The organism is Microbacterium sp. W1-4-2 (assembly GCF_058349885.2).
This window is the reverse complement of the sequence record NZ_JBYRJC020000002.1, coordinates 669,248-688,096: the sequence shown is the minus strand read 5'-3', so window position 1 is coordinate 688,096 and position 18,849 is coordinate 669,248. Positions and strand designations below refer to the sequence as shown.

Here is an 18,849-nt window from a genome sequence, read left to right as displayed (position 1 = left end):
ATGGCGGCCGTGCCGGGACGACCAGCCCGTCGCGAGTCGCACCCGCTGAGTGCGTGCCCGTAGCCCCCGGTCCCGACCGGTGACATGCACGACGGGACAGCCCGGAACATCGGAGCCTCGTGCGGATCCGCAGCCTGACCCTCACCCAGAAGTCCATTTTCACCGCCGTGTCGATCGCGGCCTCACTCGGCATCATCGCCGTCCCCGCTTCTGCCGCCGCCGCCCACGCGCCGGTCAGCGCAGGCGCACAGTCCCAGATCTCCACCCCCGTCGCCCGCCCGGTCGATCAGAACGCCGCCTACTTCGCGAGCGTGGCCCAGGGCACTGCCGATCTCGCCAAGGGCAAGGTCAGCACCGCGAACCTCGATGTGCAGATCGCCCTCGTCGAGCAGTCCGACACGATGTCGGTCGCGACCGCGCAGGAGCTCACCGATCAGCTCCGCACCATGACCGCGAACGTCGCCGCCCAGGTCGTCTCGTACGACAAGGCGGCCGCCGTGAAGGCGGCGAAGATCAAGGCCGCCAAGATCAAGGCCGCCAAGATCCGCGCGGCCAGAGAGGCCGCGGCCAAGGCCGCCGCCGAGCGCGCGCGCCAGAACGCCTCGTCGGACTCCGGCCCCTCGCCGGCGTCGGTCGGCGGTTCCGGCGGGCTCTCGCCCGACGCCGCCCGCTCGTACGCCCGCAGCCTGATGGCCAGCCGCTACGGCTGGGGCGGCGACCAGTTCCAGTGCTTGAACTCGCTGTGGAACCGCGAGTCCGGCTGGAACTACCGTGCCTACAACCCGAGCGGCGCCTACGGCATCCCGCAGGCCCTGCCCGGCTCGAAGATGGGCGCCGGCTGGCAGAACGACGCCCGCGTGCAGGTTTCGTGGGGTCTCGGCTATATCAAGAGCGTCTACGGCACGCCGTGCGGCGCGTGGGGCCACTCCCAGTCCACCGGCTGGTACTGACCCTCAGGCCTCGGGAGGGGATGCCGCAGCCGCGCGATGCGCGAGGCTGCGGCATCCCCTCATTCCGGCTTGTTCGACTCGTCGGCCTGCGCGAGCTCGTCGACCACCATCGATCGGCTGTCGACCCGGCCGTTGCGATACGCCTGACGGCCGACCATGTGCGCTGCCAGCGGCGCCGTGGCCATCTGGATCACCACGACAGGCACGAGGAACGCCGTCACCTGCCACGACCGCAGCGCCAGCGCGATCCCCAGGCACACGAGCATCAGCCCGAGCACCTGCGGCTTGGTCGCCGCGTGCAGGCGGGTCGGCACGTCCTTGAACCGGGCGACGCCGATCGCCGCGGTCAGGCATAGGATCGCACCCGCCAGCACCAGCAGCACAGCGATCACGTCGAGTACGGAGTCCCCGTTCATCCCTGGTCCTTCCGCGCCACGAACCGGGCGATCGCGATCGACCCGAACACCCCCACGGCGGCGATGATCAGCAGCACCGGCAGCGTGCGCGTGTGATGGCTGATCACCATGTCTGCGCCGAGTGCGCACATGACCTCGGTCAGCAGCACGTCTGCGGCCACCGCCCGGTCGAGGATCGACGGACCCCGCACGATCCGCCACAGGGTCACCAGGGCCGCGGTCGCGAACACCGCGGCGATCACCACGATCAGCCAGGTCATCTCGTCCCCTCCCCTGCCGCACGCACCGCATCCAGCTGCGCCCGCGAGCCGACGGCGCGCACGATCCGCTCCTCCCACCGCAGCACCCGCGTGCGCTGCTTCTCGACGTCGGCCATCGACCGCACGCCGATGAAGTGCAGGTACAGGATGCGCCGGTCGCGGTCGGTGTGCACGACCAGCGACCCGGGGATGAGGGACGCCGTGACCCCGACGTGCGTCATGATCAGGTCGTCGTCGCACCGCAGGGGCACGGCGATCACGGCCGCCCCGGGCTGTCGGCGCAGGTCGATCGCCTGCCACGCGACCGTGAGCGACCCGACCACGACCGCGCCGAGGAACTGCACGACGTAGACGAGCCCCCACCAGAGGTTGATCCGCCCCGACAGCTCCACCGGCGGCAGCCGGAACACCCGGGTGACCAGGACCGCCACGATCAGGCCGGTCACGGCCGCGAGCACCGTGAACTGGCCCCACAGCAGCATCCACAGCGCGACCAGCCACACGAAGAACGGCAGCTGGCGCCACAGCGTGTGCAGCAGGTGGTTCATCGATCCGCCTCCTGCTGCAGCTGCTCGAGGTGCACCGGCTGTGCGATGCCCGCGCCGATCCGCGCGCACAGGTCGTAGAGGGGACCGGCGAACACGGTCAGCGCGATCGTCACAGCCACCATGCCGGCGGTGGCCACGGTCATGATCCGCGGGATCGCGCGGCGCTCGACCTGCACCGCCGCCGCCGGCGCCGTCTTCAGGTACTCGATGCGCTCGAGCGTCTCGGCCTCGGGCTCGGCCGCCTCGTCCTCGCGCCAGAACGACAGGTTCCACGCGCGCATGAGGGCGTACAGCGTCAGCAGCGACGTGACGATGCCTCCGACGATGAGCACCATCATCATCGGCGTGCCCACCTGCGCCGCCGCCGCGAACAGCGCGTACTTGCCGATGAACCCCGAGAACGGCGGCAGCCCGCCGAGATTGATCGCCGGGATGAAGAACAGCACCGCCAGCAGGGGCGCCGCGCGCATGAGCCCGCGCACGCGCAGGATGGATGTCGAGCCCGCCCGCCGCTCGATGAGCCCGACGGCCAGGAACAGCGTCGTCTGCACGACGATGTGGTGCACGATGTAGTACGCCACCGCGCCGAGGCCCGCCGGGGTCGCGATCGCGAGGCCGAACACCATGTAGCCGATGTGGCTGACCAGCGTGAACGACAGGATGCGCTTGAGCTCGGCCTGCGCGAGCGCGCCGAGGATCCCGACGACCATCGTGGCAAGGCCCACCCACAGCAGCAGCGCGTCGACGTCGCTCGAGGCGAACAACTGGGTCTCGGTGCGGATCATCGCGTACACGCCCACCTTGGTCAGCAGACCCGCGAACACGGCGGTGACCGGCGCGGGGGCGGTCGGGTACGAGTCGGGCAGCCAGAACGACAGCGGGAACACCGCCGCCTTGATCGCGAACGCGATCAACAGCATGAGGTGCAGGACGAGCTGGATGGATGACGGCAGCTGTGCGATGCGTTCGGACACCTGCGCCATGTTGACCGTGCCGACGGCGCCGTAGATCATCGCGATCGCCGCGAGGAACAGGATCGACGAGACCAGCGAGACGACGATGTAGACGACGCCGGTGCGGATGCGCGACTCGGTGCTGCCGAGCGTGATGAGCACATAGGAGGCGACCAGCAGGATCTCGAATCCGACATAGAGGTTGAACAGGTCGCCGGCGATGAACGCGTTGAAGATGCCCGCCGACAGGATCAGGTACGTCGGGTGGAAGATCGACACCGGCGTCTCGTCGTCGCCGTCGGCCGAGCCCTGCCCCACCGAGAACAACAGCACCGACAGCAGCACCACGGCCGAGACCCCCACCAGCAGCGCCGCGAACCGGTCGACGTACAGGATGATGCCGAACGGCACGGGCCAGCCGCCGACCGAGACCGCAAGCGGCGTGTTCGAGGCATCCACCGCCACCAGCAGGATCGCGGCGATCACGACGACCGCCGACAGCGTGACCACCGAGGTCAGGATCTGCGCGCGGCGATGGCGCGCGAGAGCGAGGGCTATGCCCGCCCCGAGCAGCGGAAGCGTCACGATCAGCGGGATCAGGGCGTTCATGCGTCGTTGTCCCTTCCGCCGCCCGGACCGTCGTCGGGTCGATCGGTGGGGCGGTCGGTGGGCGCATCGTCGTCGATCGCCGGCACGTCGCCGTGGTGCAGCACGGTGATGGGCGCGGTGCGGATGTCGACGAAGTCGGTCGTGATCTCTTCGTCGGCGTCTTCGACCTCGACCTCGTCGTCCAGGGCGTCCTCGTCGGTCTCGTGCGCGGGCGCGCGCAGGGCCACGTCGTCCTCGTCGTCGGCCACCGTGTCGGCCTGCCCGAGCTGCCACGACCGGTAGATCAGGGCGAGCAGGAACGCCGAGACCGCGAACGTAATCACGATCGCGGTGAGGGTCAGCGCCTGCGGCAGCGGGTCGCTGAAATCGCCCTTGGCGCCGGCGCCGAAGAACGGCGCGATCCCCGGGGCGCCCATGACGATCAGCAGCAGCAGGTTCGCCGCGTTGCCCAGCAGCAGGAATCCGATCAGCACGCGGGTGAGGCTCCGCTCGAGCATCGCGTAGACGCCGCACGCGAACAGCACCGCCATGACGACGATGAGGATGCCGCTGACGCTCACCGTGCACCGACCCCGGCGGGACGCTCGATCGCCTGACGGTCGACCTCGGCGCCCAGGCTGCGCAGCACGTCGAGCACCAGGCCGATCACGACGAGGTACACGCCGACATCGAAGATCGTCGAGGTCACGAACTCGAGGTGCCCGAGCACGGGGACGTCGGCCTCGAACACGGCGCTGGTCAGGGGCGCGGCCCCGAAGAAGACGGGCACGACAGCGCAGGCCACGGCCAGCACCATGCCCGCCCCGAGCAGTCGCCCGGCGTCGGTCGGCGCCGCCGCGCCGAGCTCGTAGCGCCCGCCCGCGATGTAGCGCATGACCAGCGCCATGCCGGCGACCAGTCCCCCGGCGAAGCCGCCGCCGGGCAGGTTGTGTCCCGCGAACAGCAGATACAGCGAGGCGACGATGATCGTGTGGAAGAGGATCCGCACGATCACCTCGAGCATGATCGACCGTTCGCCCGCGTGCACGCGCTGCCCGCCGACGAGCCACGCGCGCCGCCCCTCGACATGGCCGCCCCGGGTCTGGCGCTTGAGTCCCTCGTCGGTCTCGATGAGCGCACGGCGCGAGCGCCCGACGGCCTCGGGAAGGGCCGACAGCGACGAGAGCAGGTCGGCGCGGTGGGTGACGAAGACGAGGGATGCCACGCCCGTGGCCGCGAGGATCAGCACCGACAGCTCGCCCATCGTGTCCCATCCGCGCAGATCGACCAGGGCGACGTTGACCACGTTCGTGCCGTGGCCGAGTCGGTAGGCGAGCTCGGGGAAGGTCTCGGAGACCGGGGTGGCCGTGCGGGCGCCCGTGGCCACGACCGCGACGGCCGCCATCGTCAGGCCGACGGCGGCCGCGAGCACGCCGCGGCCGATCGGCCACACCGAGGTGTGATGCTCGCCCATCCGCGACGGGATGCGCCGCAGCACCAGCGCGAACGTGATCATCGTGACCGTCTCGACGAGCACCTGGGTCAGGGCCAGATCGGGGGCGCCGCTCGTGGCGAACAGCGTGATCATGCCGAGGCCCGTGACCGATACGAGCACGACGCCCGTGTAGCGCTTGCGGGCGCGCACCGCGAGCAGACCCGCGATGATCATCACCGGGGCGACGAACAGCTGCATCGGCGACTGCCACAGCTCGAGCCGCGCCCGCCACTCGGGGCTCGCGAGCAGGGCGGTGCCCTCGGCGACGACCAGGACGACGAAGATCGTGCCGACGTACAGGGGCAGCGAACCCCGCTGTGTGACCCGCGTGACGGTCAGCGACAGTCGGGCGACCCCGCGCAGCACGAGGTTGTACGCGTCGACCGCGGTGAACGGCACCAGGTGTGCTCGCCGGTCCCAGCCCGCCGCCTGCGCGCCGGCGAAGGTCAGGGCGCCGACGACGAGCGTGCCCAGCGAGATCCACAGCGCGGGCTCGAACCCGTGCCAGAGCGCCAGATGCGCCCGCTCGGGCTGTACGCCCGCGTACGGCTGCAGGGCCGAGGGGATCGCGTCGACCGTCTCGGCATAGAGCCCGACGACGCGATCGATCGCTTCCGCTGCGAGCCCGGCGACGAGCGTGAGCGCCGACAGCACGATCGGCGCCGCGACGAACCCGAACGGCGGACGCGGCCATTCCGTATCGGGCATATACCGTTGCGCCGCTGCGCTGTTCTTCTCGCGGCGCGCGGACGCGGCATCCTTCTTGCGCCAGAAAGCACCCCAGACGAAACGGATGCCGTACGCGGCGGTCAGGATCGACCCGGCGATCATGCCCACGAGCGCGCCCGTGCCCCACGCTCCGGCAGTGGTCTCGTGCAGCAGCGCGCCCAGCGCCCCTTCTTTCGCGACGAAGCCGATCGTGGGGATGACTCCGGCCATCGAGCACACCGCGACGATCGCGGTGCCCGCGAGCGCGGGCGCCTGACGGCCCAGCCCCGAGAGCTCGCGGATGTCGCGGGTCGACAGCTGACGGTCGATCACGCCGACGACGAGGAACAGGCTCGACTTGAACAGCGCATGGCTGATCAGCAGCGCCAGGCCCGCCACCGCTGCGTCGCGGGTGCCGTAGCCGAGCACGACCGTGAGCAGACCCAGCTGGCTGACCGTGCCGTACGCGAGGATGCGCTTGAGGTCGGTCTCGCGCAGCGCCTGCACGCCGCCGAGCATCATCGTGAACACGCCGAGTGAGATCAGGATCGGCCGCCACGGCCCGGCGAGGGCGAAGGCAGGGGCCAGGCGGGCGATGAGATAGATGCCGGCCTTCACCATCGCCGCCGCGTGCAGATACGCGCTGACGGGGGTGGGCGCGGCCATCGCGCCGGGCAGCCAGAAGTGGAACGGGAAGATCGCCGACTTGCTGAGCGCGCCGACCAGGATCAGCACGATCGCGGCGTCGACGAGCGGACCGGTCGGCGCGCGGGCGATGATGCCCGACAGGCTCGTCGTGCCGGTGCCGACCACGAGCAGCACGACGCCCACGAGCATGACGAGCCCGCCGACGGTCGTGACCAGCAGGGCCTGCAGGGCCGAGCGCCGGCTCGCGCCGCGCCGGTGGTAGAAGCCGATCAGCAGGTAGCTGAGGACGCTCGTGACCTCCCACAGCATGACGAGCACCACGATGTCGTCCGTGAGCACGAGCCCGTACATCGCCCCGGCGAAGCCGAGCAGCACGGCCGAGAACTGGCCGATCCCGTCCGTCTGCCCGTCGAAGTACCAGCGGCAGTACAGCAGGACGAGTGCGCCGACGCCCGTGACGATGAGCGTGAGGATCCAGCCGAGCACGTCCATGCGCATCGAGATCCGGATGCCGAGGCTCGGCATCCATTCGTATGCCTCGAACGGAATCCTGCCGGCCAGAACCGACGGCGCCTGCAGCACCGCGTGCACGAAGGCGACCGCCGGCAGCGCGGCCGCGACGTAGAACGCCCGCGGCCCGATCGCGCGCACGAGCATCGGCAGCGTCAGCGGGACCAGGGCGAACGCGGCGAGGAGGACGAGCACAGTGCGGCCTCCTCGGGTTGGCGGGGGTCTGCCTTCATCCTACTTTCCGCCCGCCCCGGCCGCTGAGCGAGGAACCCTCTTCCGGCCGTTGAGCGAGCGAAGCGAGTCGAAACGCCTCGGCCCGGCCCTCAGTGCGGCGCCGGCGCCGTCGTGTCGCCCTCGCGGAAGGTGCACGTGAAACGGAAGGATGCGGCATCCCGACCCTGCAGCATCGCCGTGACCGCCTGACCCGCCGCGCGCCCCTTGTCGGTCGCAGGCTGGACCATCGTGGTGAGCTCGTATTCCGCGAGGCCGTCGACGGTGACGCCGTCGAACCCGGTGACGCTGACGTCCTGCGGGATGCGAAGTCCCGCCTCTTCGGCCGCGCGGATCACCCCGGCTGCGAGCAGATCGCTCTGTGCGACCACGGCAGTGGGCCGCGCCGCCGGGTCGGCGAACAGCACCCGCCCGGCGACGAGCCCCTCGTCGATCGAGCTCGCCGCCGCGGTGAACACCGGCGCGTCGGGGAAGACCGTGCGGAACCCGGCGAGCCGGTCCCGCGTGACGTCGACTGCGACGGTCGCGTCGCCGGCGAGCCATCCGCGCTCGCGTCCGGCGTCGCGGGGCAGCGTGACCATCGCGACGCGGATGTGTCCGAGGCGCGCCACGTGCCGGGCCATCTGCTCCTGCGCCTCGGTGTTGTCGAGGGTGATCCGCGTGACGTCGTCCCCGGCGTCCCCCTCGATCACGACGACCGGCATGCCGCGGGCGGCGAGCACCCCGAGCTGCGCGCGCATGCCCGGGTTGCACCCGATGAGCACCGCCGCATCCAGCGGAGCGGTGGTCAGCGACGGCCCCGAGCCCGCTCCCCCCGCGTCGCTCTGGCTCTGGCTCCGGCTCTGGCCACCCTGACTTCGACCACCGCGAGGGTACAGCTGGTCGGCGAGGGGGTGGGAAACGACCGCACCCTCGCCCGGCACCTGTACCCTCGCGGGTGTGTGGCCTGGGTCCGGCGCAGCGGAGACGGGCTTGGGGGCGAGATCGGGCGCACCGACCGCAGCCTCGTCGCGCAGCAGCAGCAGGCCCGCGCCGGCCGGGGCCACGCCGTCGGCGATGCCGTCCATCATCAGCCGCATCACCGGATCGAGGAACACCGTGCCCAGCGGCGCCTGGAACACCACCCCGACGATGCCGCTGCGTCCGCGCCGCAGCGAGGCCGCGCGCGGGTCGGGCCCCGTGTAGCCGAGCGCTGCCGCCGCATCCAGCACGCGGCGGCGCGTGGCATCCGCGACCGCCGTCCGGCCGCTGAAGACGACCGATGCCGTCGAAGCCGCGACGCCCGCGGCGCGAGCGACGTCGGCGAGGGTGGCTCTGCGCTGGCTCATCGCCTCGATGCTACCTCCCGTTTCGACGCGATTCGAATCGATTCGATAGACTTGTCGGATGGACCTCGTGCTGACCCGCTCTCAACTCGTGCGCTGGCGCACCGCGATCTTCGCGATCTTCACCGCCAGCGGGCTGAGCATCGCCACCTGGTCGGCGCGGGTCCCCGCCATCCGCGACACCCTGCAGATCGACCGCACCGACGTCGGTCTCATGCTGCTGCTCGGCGGCGTCGCGTCCATCGTCGGCCTGTCGGTCAGCTCCGTCGTGCTCGCCCGCTCGGGGGCCCGGCGTGGCATGCTCACGATGATGTTCACGTTCGCCGCCGGCGTGGTCGTCATCGGCGTCGGCACCGACGTCCTGCACTCGTGGGAGGCCGTGACCGCCGGCCTCGTGCTGTGGGGCTTCGGAAACGGATGCCTCGACGTCATGATGAACGTCGAGGCCGCGGCGATCGAGAAGTACATCGGCAAGACGATCCTGCCGCTGTTCCACGCCTTCTTCAGCTTCGGCACCGTCATCGGCGCGGGCCTGGGCGTCGCTGCGATCGCGCTCGGGCTCGTCCCCGCCGTGCATCTGCCGGTCATCGCTGCCGTCATCGTCGTGGTCGCCGTGGTCAGCATCGCCAACGTGCCCACCCGCGAAGCGGCGATGGATGCTGTCGATCCGGCCGTGCAGAAGACCGGATGGCGCGATCGTCTCACGCTCGCCCTGTCGGCCTGGAAAGAGCCGCGCACGTATGCACTGGGTCTGATCATGCTCGGCATGGCCTTCGCCGAGGGCGGCGCGAACGACTGGCTCGCGCTCGGCGTCGTCGACGGCCACGACGCGTCTGAGGCGCTGGGCGCCGCAGCTCTCGCGACGTTCTCGGTCTGCATGACGGCGTTCCGCGTGCTGGGCGGTCCGCTCGTCGACCGGTTCGGCCGGGTGACGACGCTGCGCATCCTGGCCGTTCTCGCCGGCGGCGGACTGCTGCTGTTCATCCTCGCGCCGAACCTGCCGCTCGTGTTCGCCGGCGCCGCGCTGTGGGGAATGGGCGCCTCGCTCGGGTTCCCGCTCGGCATGTCGGCGGCGGCGGACGACCCGGCCAAGGCCGCCGCACGGGTCAGCGCCGCCGCGACGATCGGGTATGTCGCGTTCCTGGCCGGTCCCCCCGCGCTCGGCTACATCAGCGACCACATCGGCCTGCTGAACACGCTCTACATCATCGTCGGACTGATCGTGCTGTCGGGGTTCGCCTCGGGCGCGGCCCGGCCCATTGCCGGGTCCACGGTCGGCGCCGGGCACGCGGCATCCACCCCCGACCCGGGCGACTGACCGCGCCGCACGGCCCCTGCACGTCCGGCCCTGCGGCTGCGCCGTCCGCCCCGCGGATCACCCGCGGCGACGCAGGGCGGATGCCGTCACCAGCATCACGACCAGGTGCACGACGCCGATCGACACGCCCGCGACGACGACCGATGCCCAGGTCGCGGCATCCACTCCTCCGGCCAGCAGCCTGCCCAGCAGCACGGTCGCCACGATCGCGCCGAGATACCGCATCGACTGCAGCAGGCCGGATGCCACGCCCACCGCATCGGGCGGTGCCGTGCGCCGCACTGCCTCGGTCATCGCGAGCGAGCCCATGCAGTAGGGGATGCCCATGACCGCCGCCATGATGAGCATCCAGACCGGTGCGGTGGTGAGCACGCCGAGACCGAGCGCCGCCGAGGCCACCAGCAGCAGCACGCCGGTCGCCACCAGCAGCGTCGCCAGCCCGCGCCGATCGATCCATCGCGCCACCAGCGGTGCGATCGCGATGGTGATGCCCGACAGCGGCAGCATGAGAACACCGACGACCGCCGTCGAGTATCCGCCGAAGGCCTCCAGCAGCTGCGGCAGTCCGAACAGGGCCAGGTAATACAGGGCGCTGAACACCGCGAACGCCGTGAAGCTGAGGGACAGCACCCGGTCGCGTGCCAGCATCCGGACGTCGATGAACGGGGTCCGCGCGCGCAGCTCGCGCCACACGAACAGGGCGAGTCCCACGACGCCGACGGCGATCAGCACCCAGACGGCCGTGTCTGCGACACCGAGCAGCACGATCAGAAGCGCAACCACCCCGATTCCGAACGAGAGCACACCGGGCGGATCGAGCACGCGGAGCACGGAGGATGCCGAGACCGCCGTCCGTGCGGTGTCGCGCGGGGCCAGGATCCAGACGCTGACGAGCGCCGCAATGCCCAGCGGCACGTTGACGAGGAAGATCGCCGGCCACCCGGCGGCCGTGATGAGCACACCGCCGACGACGGGCCCGAGGGCCGCCGCCGTCGTGTTCGCGACCTGCACGCGCGCGAGCAGTCGCGGCGCACTCGTGCCGCCCATCACCGCCAGAGGGCCGACGAGCGCCACGGCGGCGGGGAACGCCACAGACGTGCCGATCGCGAGCACGCCGCGTGAGAGCAGCACGACCCAGAAGCTGTCGCCGATGAGCCCCAGGGGCGCGATCGCGCCGGCGATGACGACCAGCACCATGCCGCCGCAGAACGTGCGCCGCGCACCGAAGGCGTCGATCACCCGACCCATCAGCGGCTGGCCGATCGTCGAGGCGATGTAGAACACGGTGATCACCCAGGTGACATCGCCGATCGAGACGCCGAAATCGTGCTGCATGGCCAGCAGCGCGACGGCGACCATCGACGAGTTCAGCGGGTTCAGGGTCGTGCCCAGGCACAGCGCCACGACGGTCCAGCCGATGCGCCGAGCGGGCGCTTCCTCCGAGTCCACCCCACGATCTTCTCGCGCCGCCGTCGGGTGCTGCGGTCCGCGCCCCGCCCGGCCGGAACACGCGATCACAGGGAGTATCGCTGCAGCGCGTCCCGCAATCGGTCTGCGAACGCGATGAGCCGATCCGGTGCGGCCTTCTTCGTCCGGTCGTCGAACCGCGAGTCGGGACCGGCCACGGTGAGGACGAGTGGCGATCCGTCGAGCGGGGTCACCGGCACCGAACACGCCCAGACGCCGTCGTCCATCTCGCCGAGGCTCGTGGCATGCCCGCGGGCCTCGATCTCGGCGATCTCGTGCTCGAGGCCCGGAATCCGAAGACCGGCGAGGATCGAGGCGCGCTCGGGCGCCGGCAGAAGGGCCAGCGCCATCTTCCCGGACGCTCCGCGCCCGGGTTCCACCGTGTGTCCGCGGTGGAAGGTGAAGCGCATCGCGCGCCGGGTCTCTTCCACCTCGACGCAGACGACCGCGTCACCGGCGTACTGCATGAGCATGACGGTCTCATGGAACGTCTCCGCGGCCTCCACGATGAACGGGCGGGCGACGTCCCCGAGCTCGTTCGCGAGCTGGGCCGCGCGGGCGAGCGCCATGACCTTCGCGGTGGGGTGGTAGCGGCCCGGGGGCCCCTCGATCAGCAGCTGCATGTCCTTCAGGAGCGCGGCATGCCGGTAGGCCGTCGGCACCGGAACACCGACGACTCGGGCCAGTTCGGGCACCGTCGCCGAGATCCGTCGCTCTGAGAAGCTGAACAGCACTTCCAGCACCTTGCGCGCCGTTGCAGAGCCCACCGCCTTCGGCACTGGGTCCGTCACCCGCATCACACCCTCTCGCCCTGTCGGCATGTCAGGGTCTATTATCGCAGATGAATAGTTGATTATCATAAATTGATAATCGGGATCTCGATGGAGTGATACCCGTGAAGATCGATTCCTTCTGCCACCTGCTGCCGCCCCGCTACGCGGACCGGTTCTTCGCGATCGACGACAGCCCCGCCTTGCGCAACCTCCAGCAGCGCACACGCAACATCCCGTCGTTGTTCGATCTCGACCTCCGATTCCGGCAGATGGACGAGTTCGGCGACTACAAGCAGATCATCAACGTCGCGGCTCCCCCGCTCGAAGACATGGGATCGCGTGCGTTCAATCAGGACATGACGCGCCTGGCGAACGACTCGCTCGCGGAACTGGTCGGCGCGCATCCAGACCGCTTCAGCGGCTTCTGCGCCGCCGTCGCGCTCGACGACCCGGTCACCGCTGTCCGAGAGACCGAGCGCGCGTTCACCGAACTGGGTGCCGTGGGCGTTCAGATCTACTCGCACGTGCATGGCAAGCCACTCGACCTTCCCGAATACGACGATTTCTGGGCGCTCGTCGCCAAGCACGACAAGCTCGTGCAGGTGCACCCCAACCGCACGTCCGCTTGGCCGGACTATCCGACCGAGGACCGCTCGAAATACGAGATCTGGTGGGCCTTCGGCTGGGAGTACGACCTCAGCGCGTTCTGCGCCCGCATCGTGTTCTCCGGTGTGCTGGAGCGCTGGCCGAACCTCACATTCCTCATCCACCACGGCGGCGCGATGATCCCGCACTTCGCGGGACGCGTCGGCGCAGGATGGGATCAGCTGGGTGCTCGTACTCCCGACGACCAGAAGGCGGATGTCGCGCTTCCCTACCCGTTGACGAAGCGTCCGCTCGACTACTTCAGGATGTTCTACGCCGACACGGCGACGTTCGGCGCCGCAGACCCGCTGCTCACCGCGATCAGGTTCTTCGGCGTGGACCACACGCTCTTCGCCTCGGACAGCCCCTACGACCCCGAGAAGGGGCCGGGTTACATCAGATCGACGATCGCAGCGCTGGAGGGCTTCGAGTCCCTCAGTGATGCCGACCGAGAGCAGATCTATCTGACCAATCCGAAAAGGCTGTTCCAGCTCAGCGACGACTCCGTGCGCCGGTGACCGGGTCGGTCAGCCGATCGTGTCCGGCGCCTGGCGCGAGATCGCCGGCAGGCGAACGGTCACGACAGCGGGCGTGCCCTTCCCGACAGCGGCGAGCGCCTCGGTCAAGGTGGGACGCAGATCCGCCGGCGTCGTGACGGTCGCGCCCCAGACGCCGCCGGCGGCCGCGGCGGCCGCGATCCCACCGTAATCAGCCGACTGGCCCAGATTCGTGAAGGAGCTGTCTCCCACATCCGCGACGCCGCCGCGGTGCTGAAGAAGCAGGTTGCGCTTGGTCGCGCCCCATCCGCCGTTGTCGAGGACGATCGTGAGGGTCGCCAGACCGTACTGGGCGGCCACCCAGAACGTCGACGAGGGCACCGTGAAGAAGAAGGTGCCATCGCCGACGATGGCGATCACGGTCCGGTCGGGGTGGGCGAGCTTCACGCCGAGAGCACCGCCACCCGACCAGCCGAGCGACGTGCCGCCGTTGTTGATGCGCGTTCCTGCGTGGCGGCGCGGGAGGTGGCGCCACACGTCGACGGTAGAGGTGATCGACTCGTCGACGATGAGCGTCTCGTCATCGACGAGACTCGCCAGCACGTGGGCGACGAGAGCGGCGCTGAGTTCATCCGCGTCGTCAAGCGCAGCGGCGGCCGTCATCACGCTGTCTTCGAAGCGCACGTGCCAACGCTGCGCCCAAGCACGGCGGACGGCGTGCCGCTCGGGGTCTTGTCGCCCGGCGCATTCCGTGGCGGCGCGCAGGGGTTCGAGCAAGCCCCGCGCAGCGGCCTGGACGTGTCGGTCTGCCGGGGCGTACCAGACCGGGATCGACTGCTCGAGCGGATCCTCATTCACCACCCAGATCCGTGCGTCCTCGCGCGGGGACCCCTTGGCGGCGAGCCACGGCGCATCCGAATCGAGCGCGATGACGAGGTCGGCTTCGGCGAGGATGGGATGCGGGTCGTTGCCCGCGTGGAACGGGTGATCGCCGGCGAGATTCACGCGCTCGGGACTGTGCTCCACGATCGGCACGGCGAACGTCTCTGCGAACCAGGCCAGCAGTTCCGGGGCCGCGGTGTCGCGACCCGCGTAAGACGTGATCAGCACAGGCCGCTCCGAGGCATCCAGATCCGCAGCGAGTGCACTCAGCAGCGTCGACCCGACCGTCGCCCGTGCGACCGGCTGCCAGCGTGCGGGGTCGATCGGCGTCGCCGGGACCGTCTCGGCGAGCGGCTCGCGCGCGCCGGTGAGGTAGACCGGCCCCGCCGGTGCAGACGCAGCCAGCTGCAGTGCTCGTGCCACAAGCTGCGGAGCGTTTCGGCCGGTGCGCAGATCCGCCTGCCACTTCGTGAACTGGCGCACGATCGCGGCCTGGTCCGGCGCATCCTGCAGATGGTTGATGGCGGTGTTGCGCGTACCGGCCAGTTCACCGTCGATCGTGAATGGTGTGAGGCCCGCGAAGATGAAGACCGGCACCCTCGAGCGGAACGCGTTGTGCACCGACCCGCCCAGGTTCGCCGTTCCGACGTCGGTGTGCACGAAGACTGCCTGCGGGCGCCCTGTCACAGCGGCGTAACCGTGCGCCGCACTCATCGCCACGTATTCGTGCGGGCAGAGGATCACCGTCGGCGTGCGCTCCCCGTCCGCGCGCGCGGCCGCCAGCGCCTCGATGATCGCGGGGTGGTCCGAGCCGAAGTTCGCAAAGAGGTACTCCACACCGGCGTCCGCCAATGCTCGGATGAGATGCCGAGCAGCCGTCGACTCGACGACCTGCCGGGCCGGCGACACCTCGATGCTCATCGCGTGCCGCCATCCGCCGTGGCTGCTGCCGCACCGTCACGAGCCGTGCGAGGCATGACGAGAGACAGGACGTGCTCGCGCAACCGTATGAAGTCGGCACTCGCCCGCGTGGAGACCTGCTCGCGGCTCTCGCCGAGGGGCACATCGACGATGTCGCGCACGACAGACGGGCTCCCTGAGAGCACGACCACGCGGTCGCCGAGGTAGATCGCCTCGTCGATATCGTGGGTGACGAGGATCACCGTGACGCCGAGTTCGCGCCGGACCCGCAGCATCAGGTCCTCGAGGTCGAAGCGGGTCTGCGCGTCGACCGAGGCGAACGGCTCGTCCATGAGCAGCAGCTCCGGACGATACGAGAGCGCGCGGGCGATCGCGACACGCTGCTGCATCCCGCCCGACAGCTCCCATGGATACTTCTTCTCGATGTGCCCCAGGCTGACGGCCTCCAGCACCTCGGCGACACGAGTGGCACGATCACGCTTGGACACGCCGCGAGCCTTCAGCGGCAACTCGATGTTGCGCCCGTTCGTCAACCATGGGTACAGCGATCGGCCGTAGTCCTGGAAGACCAGGCCGAGCTGCGGAGGCACATCGCTGAGCAGGTGCCCATCCATGTGGACGGTGCCGCTGGTCGGTGCGGACAGCCCCGCGATGGCCCGCAGCAGCGTCGTCTTGCCGGCACCGGACGGGCCGACGATGCACACGAATTCGGCCGGCTCGACCGAGAACGATACGTCCTCGACGGCGACGAACTCCTGCGCAGTACCCTCCTGGTACACCTTTCGGAGGCTGTCGACGGCGAGCGCACCACCCCGAGCCGGCGGCGTGGTTGAATCGGTCATCGGATGTGCTCCTTTCCGGAGAAGGTCGGGGACGAGCGCAGTCATCGCGCAGCCCGTGAACGGTAATACCAACGAAGGACGCCGCGCTCGATGAGCACGAACAATCCGTTGAGGACGAGGCCCAGCAGGGCCAGGACGATGATGCCCGCCCAGACGTCGCGCGTCGCGAAGGCCGCCTGCGCCTGCAGGATGTAGTAGCCGATGCCGGAGTTGGCCGCGACCATCTCGCTGACGACCATCAGGATGATCGACACCGTGAGCGATCCGCGCATCCCCGCGAAGATCTGCGGCAGAGCCGCCGGCAGCACTAAGCGGAAGTACGTACGCCCACCACCCAGGCGCAGGGCCTTCGCGGTGTCGAACTTCACGGTGTCGATCCCGCGCATGCCGTCGAGCGTGTTCAGGAGCGTCGGCCACAGCGCCCCGAAGGCGATGAGCGCGATCTGCCGCGCCGGGCCGATCCCGAACAGCGCGATGAGCGCCGGCAGCAGAGCCGGCGCCGGGAGCACGTACAGGAAGTAGACGATCGGATTCGTCGCGCGGCGCAAGCCGAGGTATCGCCAGAGCAGAGATCCTCCGACGATGCCGAGCAGACACCCGATCCCATAGCCGACGAGCAGCTTCCAGCCGCTGGAGAGGATGTTGATCCACGCGTCGCCGAGCACCCACTGCTCCCAGACCCCCTGCAGGATCACCTTGAGGGGCGGGAACTGCGGAACCGTGCTGTTGGCCGACCAGAACCACCAGGCGACGAGGATCAGGATCGGAAGCCACGCACCGACCACGATGCGGCCGGGCGTCGTCGAGAGGAAGCCCGTGCGCGTCGGGCGCTTCGTGCGGATGACGCCGGTGACCATGCGGTTCGGGGTCGCCGTCATCGCCCACCTCCCGCGCGGATGTTGCGCTGCGACTCGTGCCAGTGCATGGCCTTTCGCTCGATGAGGAAGAGCACGCCGGTCAGCACGAGTCCGAGCAGGCCGGAGACGATGATGTACGCGTACATCGTCGGATACGAGTCGATGCCGTTGTTCTCAGCGAGGAGGATCTCGCGGCCGATGCCGTCGGCGCCGCCGACGAGTTCGGAGATGATGGCGAGGATCAGCGCCTGCGCACTGGCGATCCGCATCCCCGTCACGAGATAGGGGGAGGCAGAGGGGACGGTGACGGAGAAGAAGCGCCGTACGCCTTTGATCCCGTTCGCCCGCGCGGTGTCCAGCGCTACGGGATCGGTCGAGCGCACGCCGTACATCACTTGGATGATGAAGGGCCAGAATGCGGCGAAGGCGATGAGGAACACCTTCATTCCCATCCCGTTCTGCAGGGGCGTCATGATCACCAGTGGCAGGATCGCGATGGCGGGGATGGCCTTGACGATCTCGATCACGGGTCCGGCACTGCGGGCCGCGAACTCGTTGAGGGCGAGCAGCGACCCGAGGATGACCCCGACGACGACGGTGAAGAGCATACCCAGCACCCACGCCAGCAGGGTCAGGCCCACCGCGCTCCACAGGTCCGGCCCGAACAGCGACTGCCAGAGAGCCGCGACGCTGTCCAGCGCGGTCGGGAACTGGCTGGCGCGGAACACCGGCCGCAACCCCTCCGTCGCGTCCGGCACCACCGGCAGCGCCGTCATCGCCTGCCACAGCAGCAGAGCAGCGAGGACGGTGAGCGACGGCAGCAGCCATCCGAGGGCGCCGTCGCGCCGGGCGCCACGGCCCGGCACGACAGCAGGAGAGGTGGTCGACATCAACTGGCCGGTGTGCTGCTCGACGTCGCGTCCTTGCACTCGAGGGCACCCGGCCACACGAGCTTGTCGACGTCGACGTCCGTGGTGAGGTTCGCGTACTTCTTCAGCAGGTCCTCCGCGCGCACCAGGCTGGAGACGGTCAGGCACGGCGCGTCGTTCTTGTTGCGGACCGCCTTCAACGCCTGGTCCTTGGAGTACTTCATGATGCTGTCGACGAGCGACAGGGATGCGGCATCCTCGTTCTTCACCGCTGCCTTGAGGGACTCGATCATCGAGTCGCTGAAGGCGCGCACCACGTCCGGGTGCTCGTCGATGTACTGCTGAGACGCATCGAAGACCGTCGTCGCCCCATTCTTGTAGATCGCACTCGGGTAGCCGAGCGCGACGCCGCCCGCGGCCTGCGCCTGCGTGGCGAACGGCTGCTGCATGATCGCGACGTCCACGGCGCCGGTTTCGAGGGCTCCTGCCATCTGACCGAAGGGCATCTGGATGAAGTTGATGCTCTTCCAGTCACCGCCTGCCTGTGCGACGAGTTCGTCGGTGGCGTAGGTGTTGTTGGAGGTGAGTCCGACGGTGGCGACCTTCTTGCCCGCCAGGTCCTTGATGTCTGTGATGCCGGATGCCTTGCTCGCGACCACCGTGGTGCCCTTGTCCTCATCGCCGAGGCGCCCTTCGACGGTGGAGACCTCGATGATCTGCTGACCCTGGGCGGCAGCCGACACCACGTGGATCGGCGTGGTCTGGCCGAACTGGTAGGCGCCGCTGAGCAGCCCGGCCACCGTCTGGGCGATGTTCGCCTGCGGTTGCACATCGAGGTCCAGATTGTGCTTCTTGAAGATGCCCTGCTGGATGCCGTAATACATCGCCGCATACTGTGCCGAGGGGTTGATCGCGACCTTGACGGTCGTCATCTTGGCCGGCATCGTCGCCGTCGTGGAGGGTGCAGTGCCGCCGTCGCCGGAAGAGGCCGAACAGGCGGCGAGCGCTGCGGCCGCGAGCGCTCCGGTGGCCAGCACTGCCGCGATGCGGACGGTGCCACGCAGGTTCATTCGTGTGGTGGTGAACATCATTGTTTCCGTTTCGTGGGGTGTGGTCCGGCGCTCGGGCACCGGATGTCGGTGCAGA

17 protein-coding genes are annotated in these 18,849 nt (G+C 69.5%); 3 read left to right on the top strand and 14 right to left on the bottom strand.

The window, feature by feature from the left end:
* The first annotated feature begins 119 nt into the window (after positions 1-119).
* Positions 120-950, top strand: coding sequence for an aggregation-promoting factor C-terminal-like domain-containing protein (locus AC3RX0_RS11040; protein WP_491506029.1), 831 nt, complete (start codon positions 120-122; stop codon positions 948-950).
* A 59-nt stretch (positions 951-1,009) separates the two neighbouring features.
* Here AC3RX0_RS11040 and mnhG read toward each other — a convergent pair whose 3' ends face one another.
* The 7 genes from mnhG to AC3RX0_RS11005 all read right to left on the bottom strand — a co-directional run bounded on the left by mnhG (position 1,010) and on the right by AC3RX0_RS11005 (position 8,635).
* A complete protein-coding gene (gene mnhG / locus AC3RX0_RS11035; RefSeq protein WP_491506028.1) occupies positions 1,010-1,366 on the bottom strand; it encodes a monovalent cation/H(+) antiporter subunit G in 357 nt (118 codons plus the stop codon).
* Positions 1,363-1,626 (bottom strand): MrpF/PhaF family protein, encoded by a 264-nt coding sequence (locus AC3RX0_RS11030; protein ID WP_491506027.1) that lies wholly within the window; start codon positions 1,624-1,626, stop codon positions 1,363-1,365. The genes mnhG and AC3RX0_RS11030 overlap by 4 nt, the downstream gene beginning before the upstream one ends.
* Positions 1,623-2,174, bottom strand: a complete 552-nt coding sequence (locus AC3RX0_RS11025) for a Na+/H+ antiporter subunit E (protein WP_491506026.1) — start codon at positions 2,172-2,174, stop codon at positions 1,623-1,625. The genes AC3RX0_RS11030 and AC3RX0_RS11025 overlap by 4 nt, the downstream gene beginning before the upstream one ends.
* Positions 2,171-3,736, bottom strand: coding sequence for a Na+/H+ antiporter subunit D (locus AC3RX0_RS11020; RefSeq protein WP_491506025.1), 1,566 nt, complete (start codon positions 3,734-3,736; stop codon positions 2,171-2,173). Before AC3RX0_RS11020 ends, AC3RX0_RS11025 begins: the two co-directional genes overlap by 4 nt.
* Positions 3,733-4,296: a Na(+)/H(+) antiporter subunit C gene (locus AC3RX0_RS11015; protein ID WP_491506024.1), complete on the bottom strand. Its 564-nt coding sequence runs from the start codon at positions 4,294-4,296 to the stop codon at positions 3,733-3,735. Before AC3RX0_RS11015 ends, AC3RX0_RS11020 begins: the two co-directional genes overlap by 4 nt.
* The gene (locus AC3RX0_RS11010) at positions 4,293-7,271 is read right to left on the bottom strand and encodes a Na+/H+ antiporter subunit A (RefSeq protein WP_491506023.1); all 2,979 of its coding nucleotides are present in this window, start codon (positions 7,269-7,271) and stop codon (positions 4,293-4,295) included. The genes AC3RX0_RS11015 and AC3RX0_RS11010 overlap by 4 nt, the downstream gene beginning before the upstream one ends.
* Before the next feature lie 128 nt (positions 7,272-7,399).
* Positions 7,400-8,635: a LacI family DNA-binding transcriptional regulator gene (locus AC3RX0_RS11005; protein ID WP_491506022.1), complete on the bottom strand. Its 1,236-nt coding sequence runs from the start codon at positions 8,633-8,635 to the stop codon at positions 7,400-7,402.
* Between the two features lie 58 nt (positions 8,636-8,693).
* Here AC3RX0_RS11005 and AC3RX0_RS11000 point away from each other — a divergent pair, with 58 nt between their 5' ends.
* Positions 8,694-9,950 (top strand): MFS transporter, encoded by a 1,257-nt coding sequence (locus AC3RX0_RS11000; protein ID WP_491506021.1) that lies wholly within the window; start codon positions 8,694-8,696, stop codon positions 9,948-9,950.
* A 57-nt stretch (positions 9,951-10,007) separates the two neighbouring features.
* Here the strand turns inward: AC3RX0_RS11000 and AC3RX0_RS10995 are convergent, their stop codons facing one another.
* Together AC3RX0_RS10995 and AC3RX0_RS10990 are read right to left on the bottom strand one after the other, a co-directional pair.
* Positions 10,008-11,399: an MFS transporter gene (locus AC3RX0_RS10995; RefSeq protein WP_491506020.1), complete on the bottom strand. Its 1,392-nt coding sequence runs from the start codon at positions 11,397-11,399 to the stop codon at positions 10,008-10,010.
* Positions 11,400-11,464: 65 nt separating this feature from the next.
* A complete protein-coding gene (locus AC3RX0_RS10990; RefSeq protein ID WP_491506019.1) occupies positions 11,465-12,208 on the bottom strand; it encodes an IclR family transcriptional regulator in 744 nt (247 codons plus the stop codon).
* A gap of 104 nt (positions 12,209-12,312) precedes the next feature.
* Here AC3RX0_RS10990 and AC3RX0_RS10985 point away from each other — a divergent pair, with 104 nt between their 5' ends.
* Positions 12,313-13,353 (top strand): amidohydrolase family protein, encoded by a 1,041-nt coding sequence (locus tag AC3RX0_RS10985; RefSeq protein ID WP_491506018.1) that lies wholly within the window; start codon positions 12,313-12,315, stop codon positions 13,351-13,353.
* A gap of 9 nt (positions 13,354-13,362) precedes the next feature.
* On the opposite strand, the gene AC3RX0_RS10980 is transcribed toward AC3RX0_RS10985, so the two are convergent.
* From AC3RX0_RS10980 to AC3RX0_RS10960, 5 genes are read right to left on the bottom strand one after another with little or no spacing between them, the layout of a single operon-like run.
* Entirely contained in the window at positions 13,363-15,135 is a 1,773-nt protein-coding gene (locus tag AC3RX0_RS10980) for a thiamine pyrophosphate-requiring protein (protein ID WP_491506017.1), read from the bottom strand.
* On the bottom strand, positions 15,132-15,977 hold the full coding sequence (locus tag AC3RX0_RS10975; RefSeq protein WP_491506016.1) for an ABC transporter ATP-binding protein: 846 nt from the start codon (positions 15,975-15,977) through the stop codon (positions 15,132-15,134). Before AC3RX0_RS10975 ends, AC3RX0_RS10980 begins: the two co-directional genes overlap by 4 nt.
* Before the next feature lie 41 nt (positions 15,978-16,018).
* Entirely contained in the window at positions 16,019-16,855 is an 837-nt protein-coding gene (locus AC3RX0_RS10970; RefSeq protein WP_491506015.1) for an ABC transporter permease, read from the bottom strand.
* Complete coding sequence (locus AC3RX0_RS10965) at positions 16,852-17,763, bottom strand: ABC transporter permease (protein ID WP_498165961.1); 912 nt, start codon at positions 17,761-17,763, stop codon at positions 16,852-16,854. Before AC3RX0_RS10965 ends, AC3RX0_RS10970 begins: the two co-directional genes overlap by 4 nt.
* Positions 17,724-18,794, bottom strand: a complete 1,071-nt coding sequence (locus tag AC3RX0_RS10960) for an ABC transporter substrate-binding protein (protein WP_491506013.1) — start codon at positions 18,792-18,794, stop codon at positions 17,724-17,726. The genes AC3RX0_RS10965 and AC3RX0_RS10960 overlap by 40 nt, the downstream gene beginning before the upstream one ends.
* Positions 18,795-18,849 lie beyond the last annotated feature (55 nt).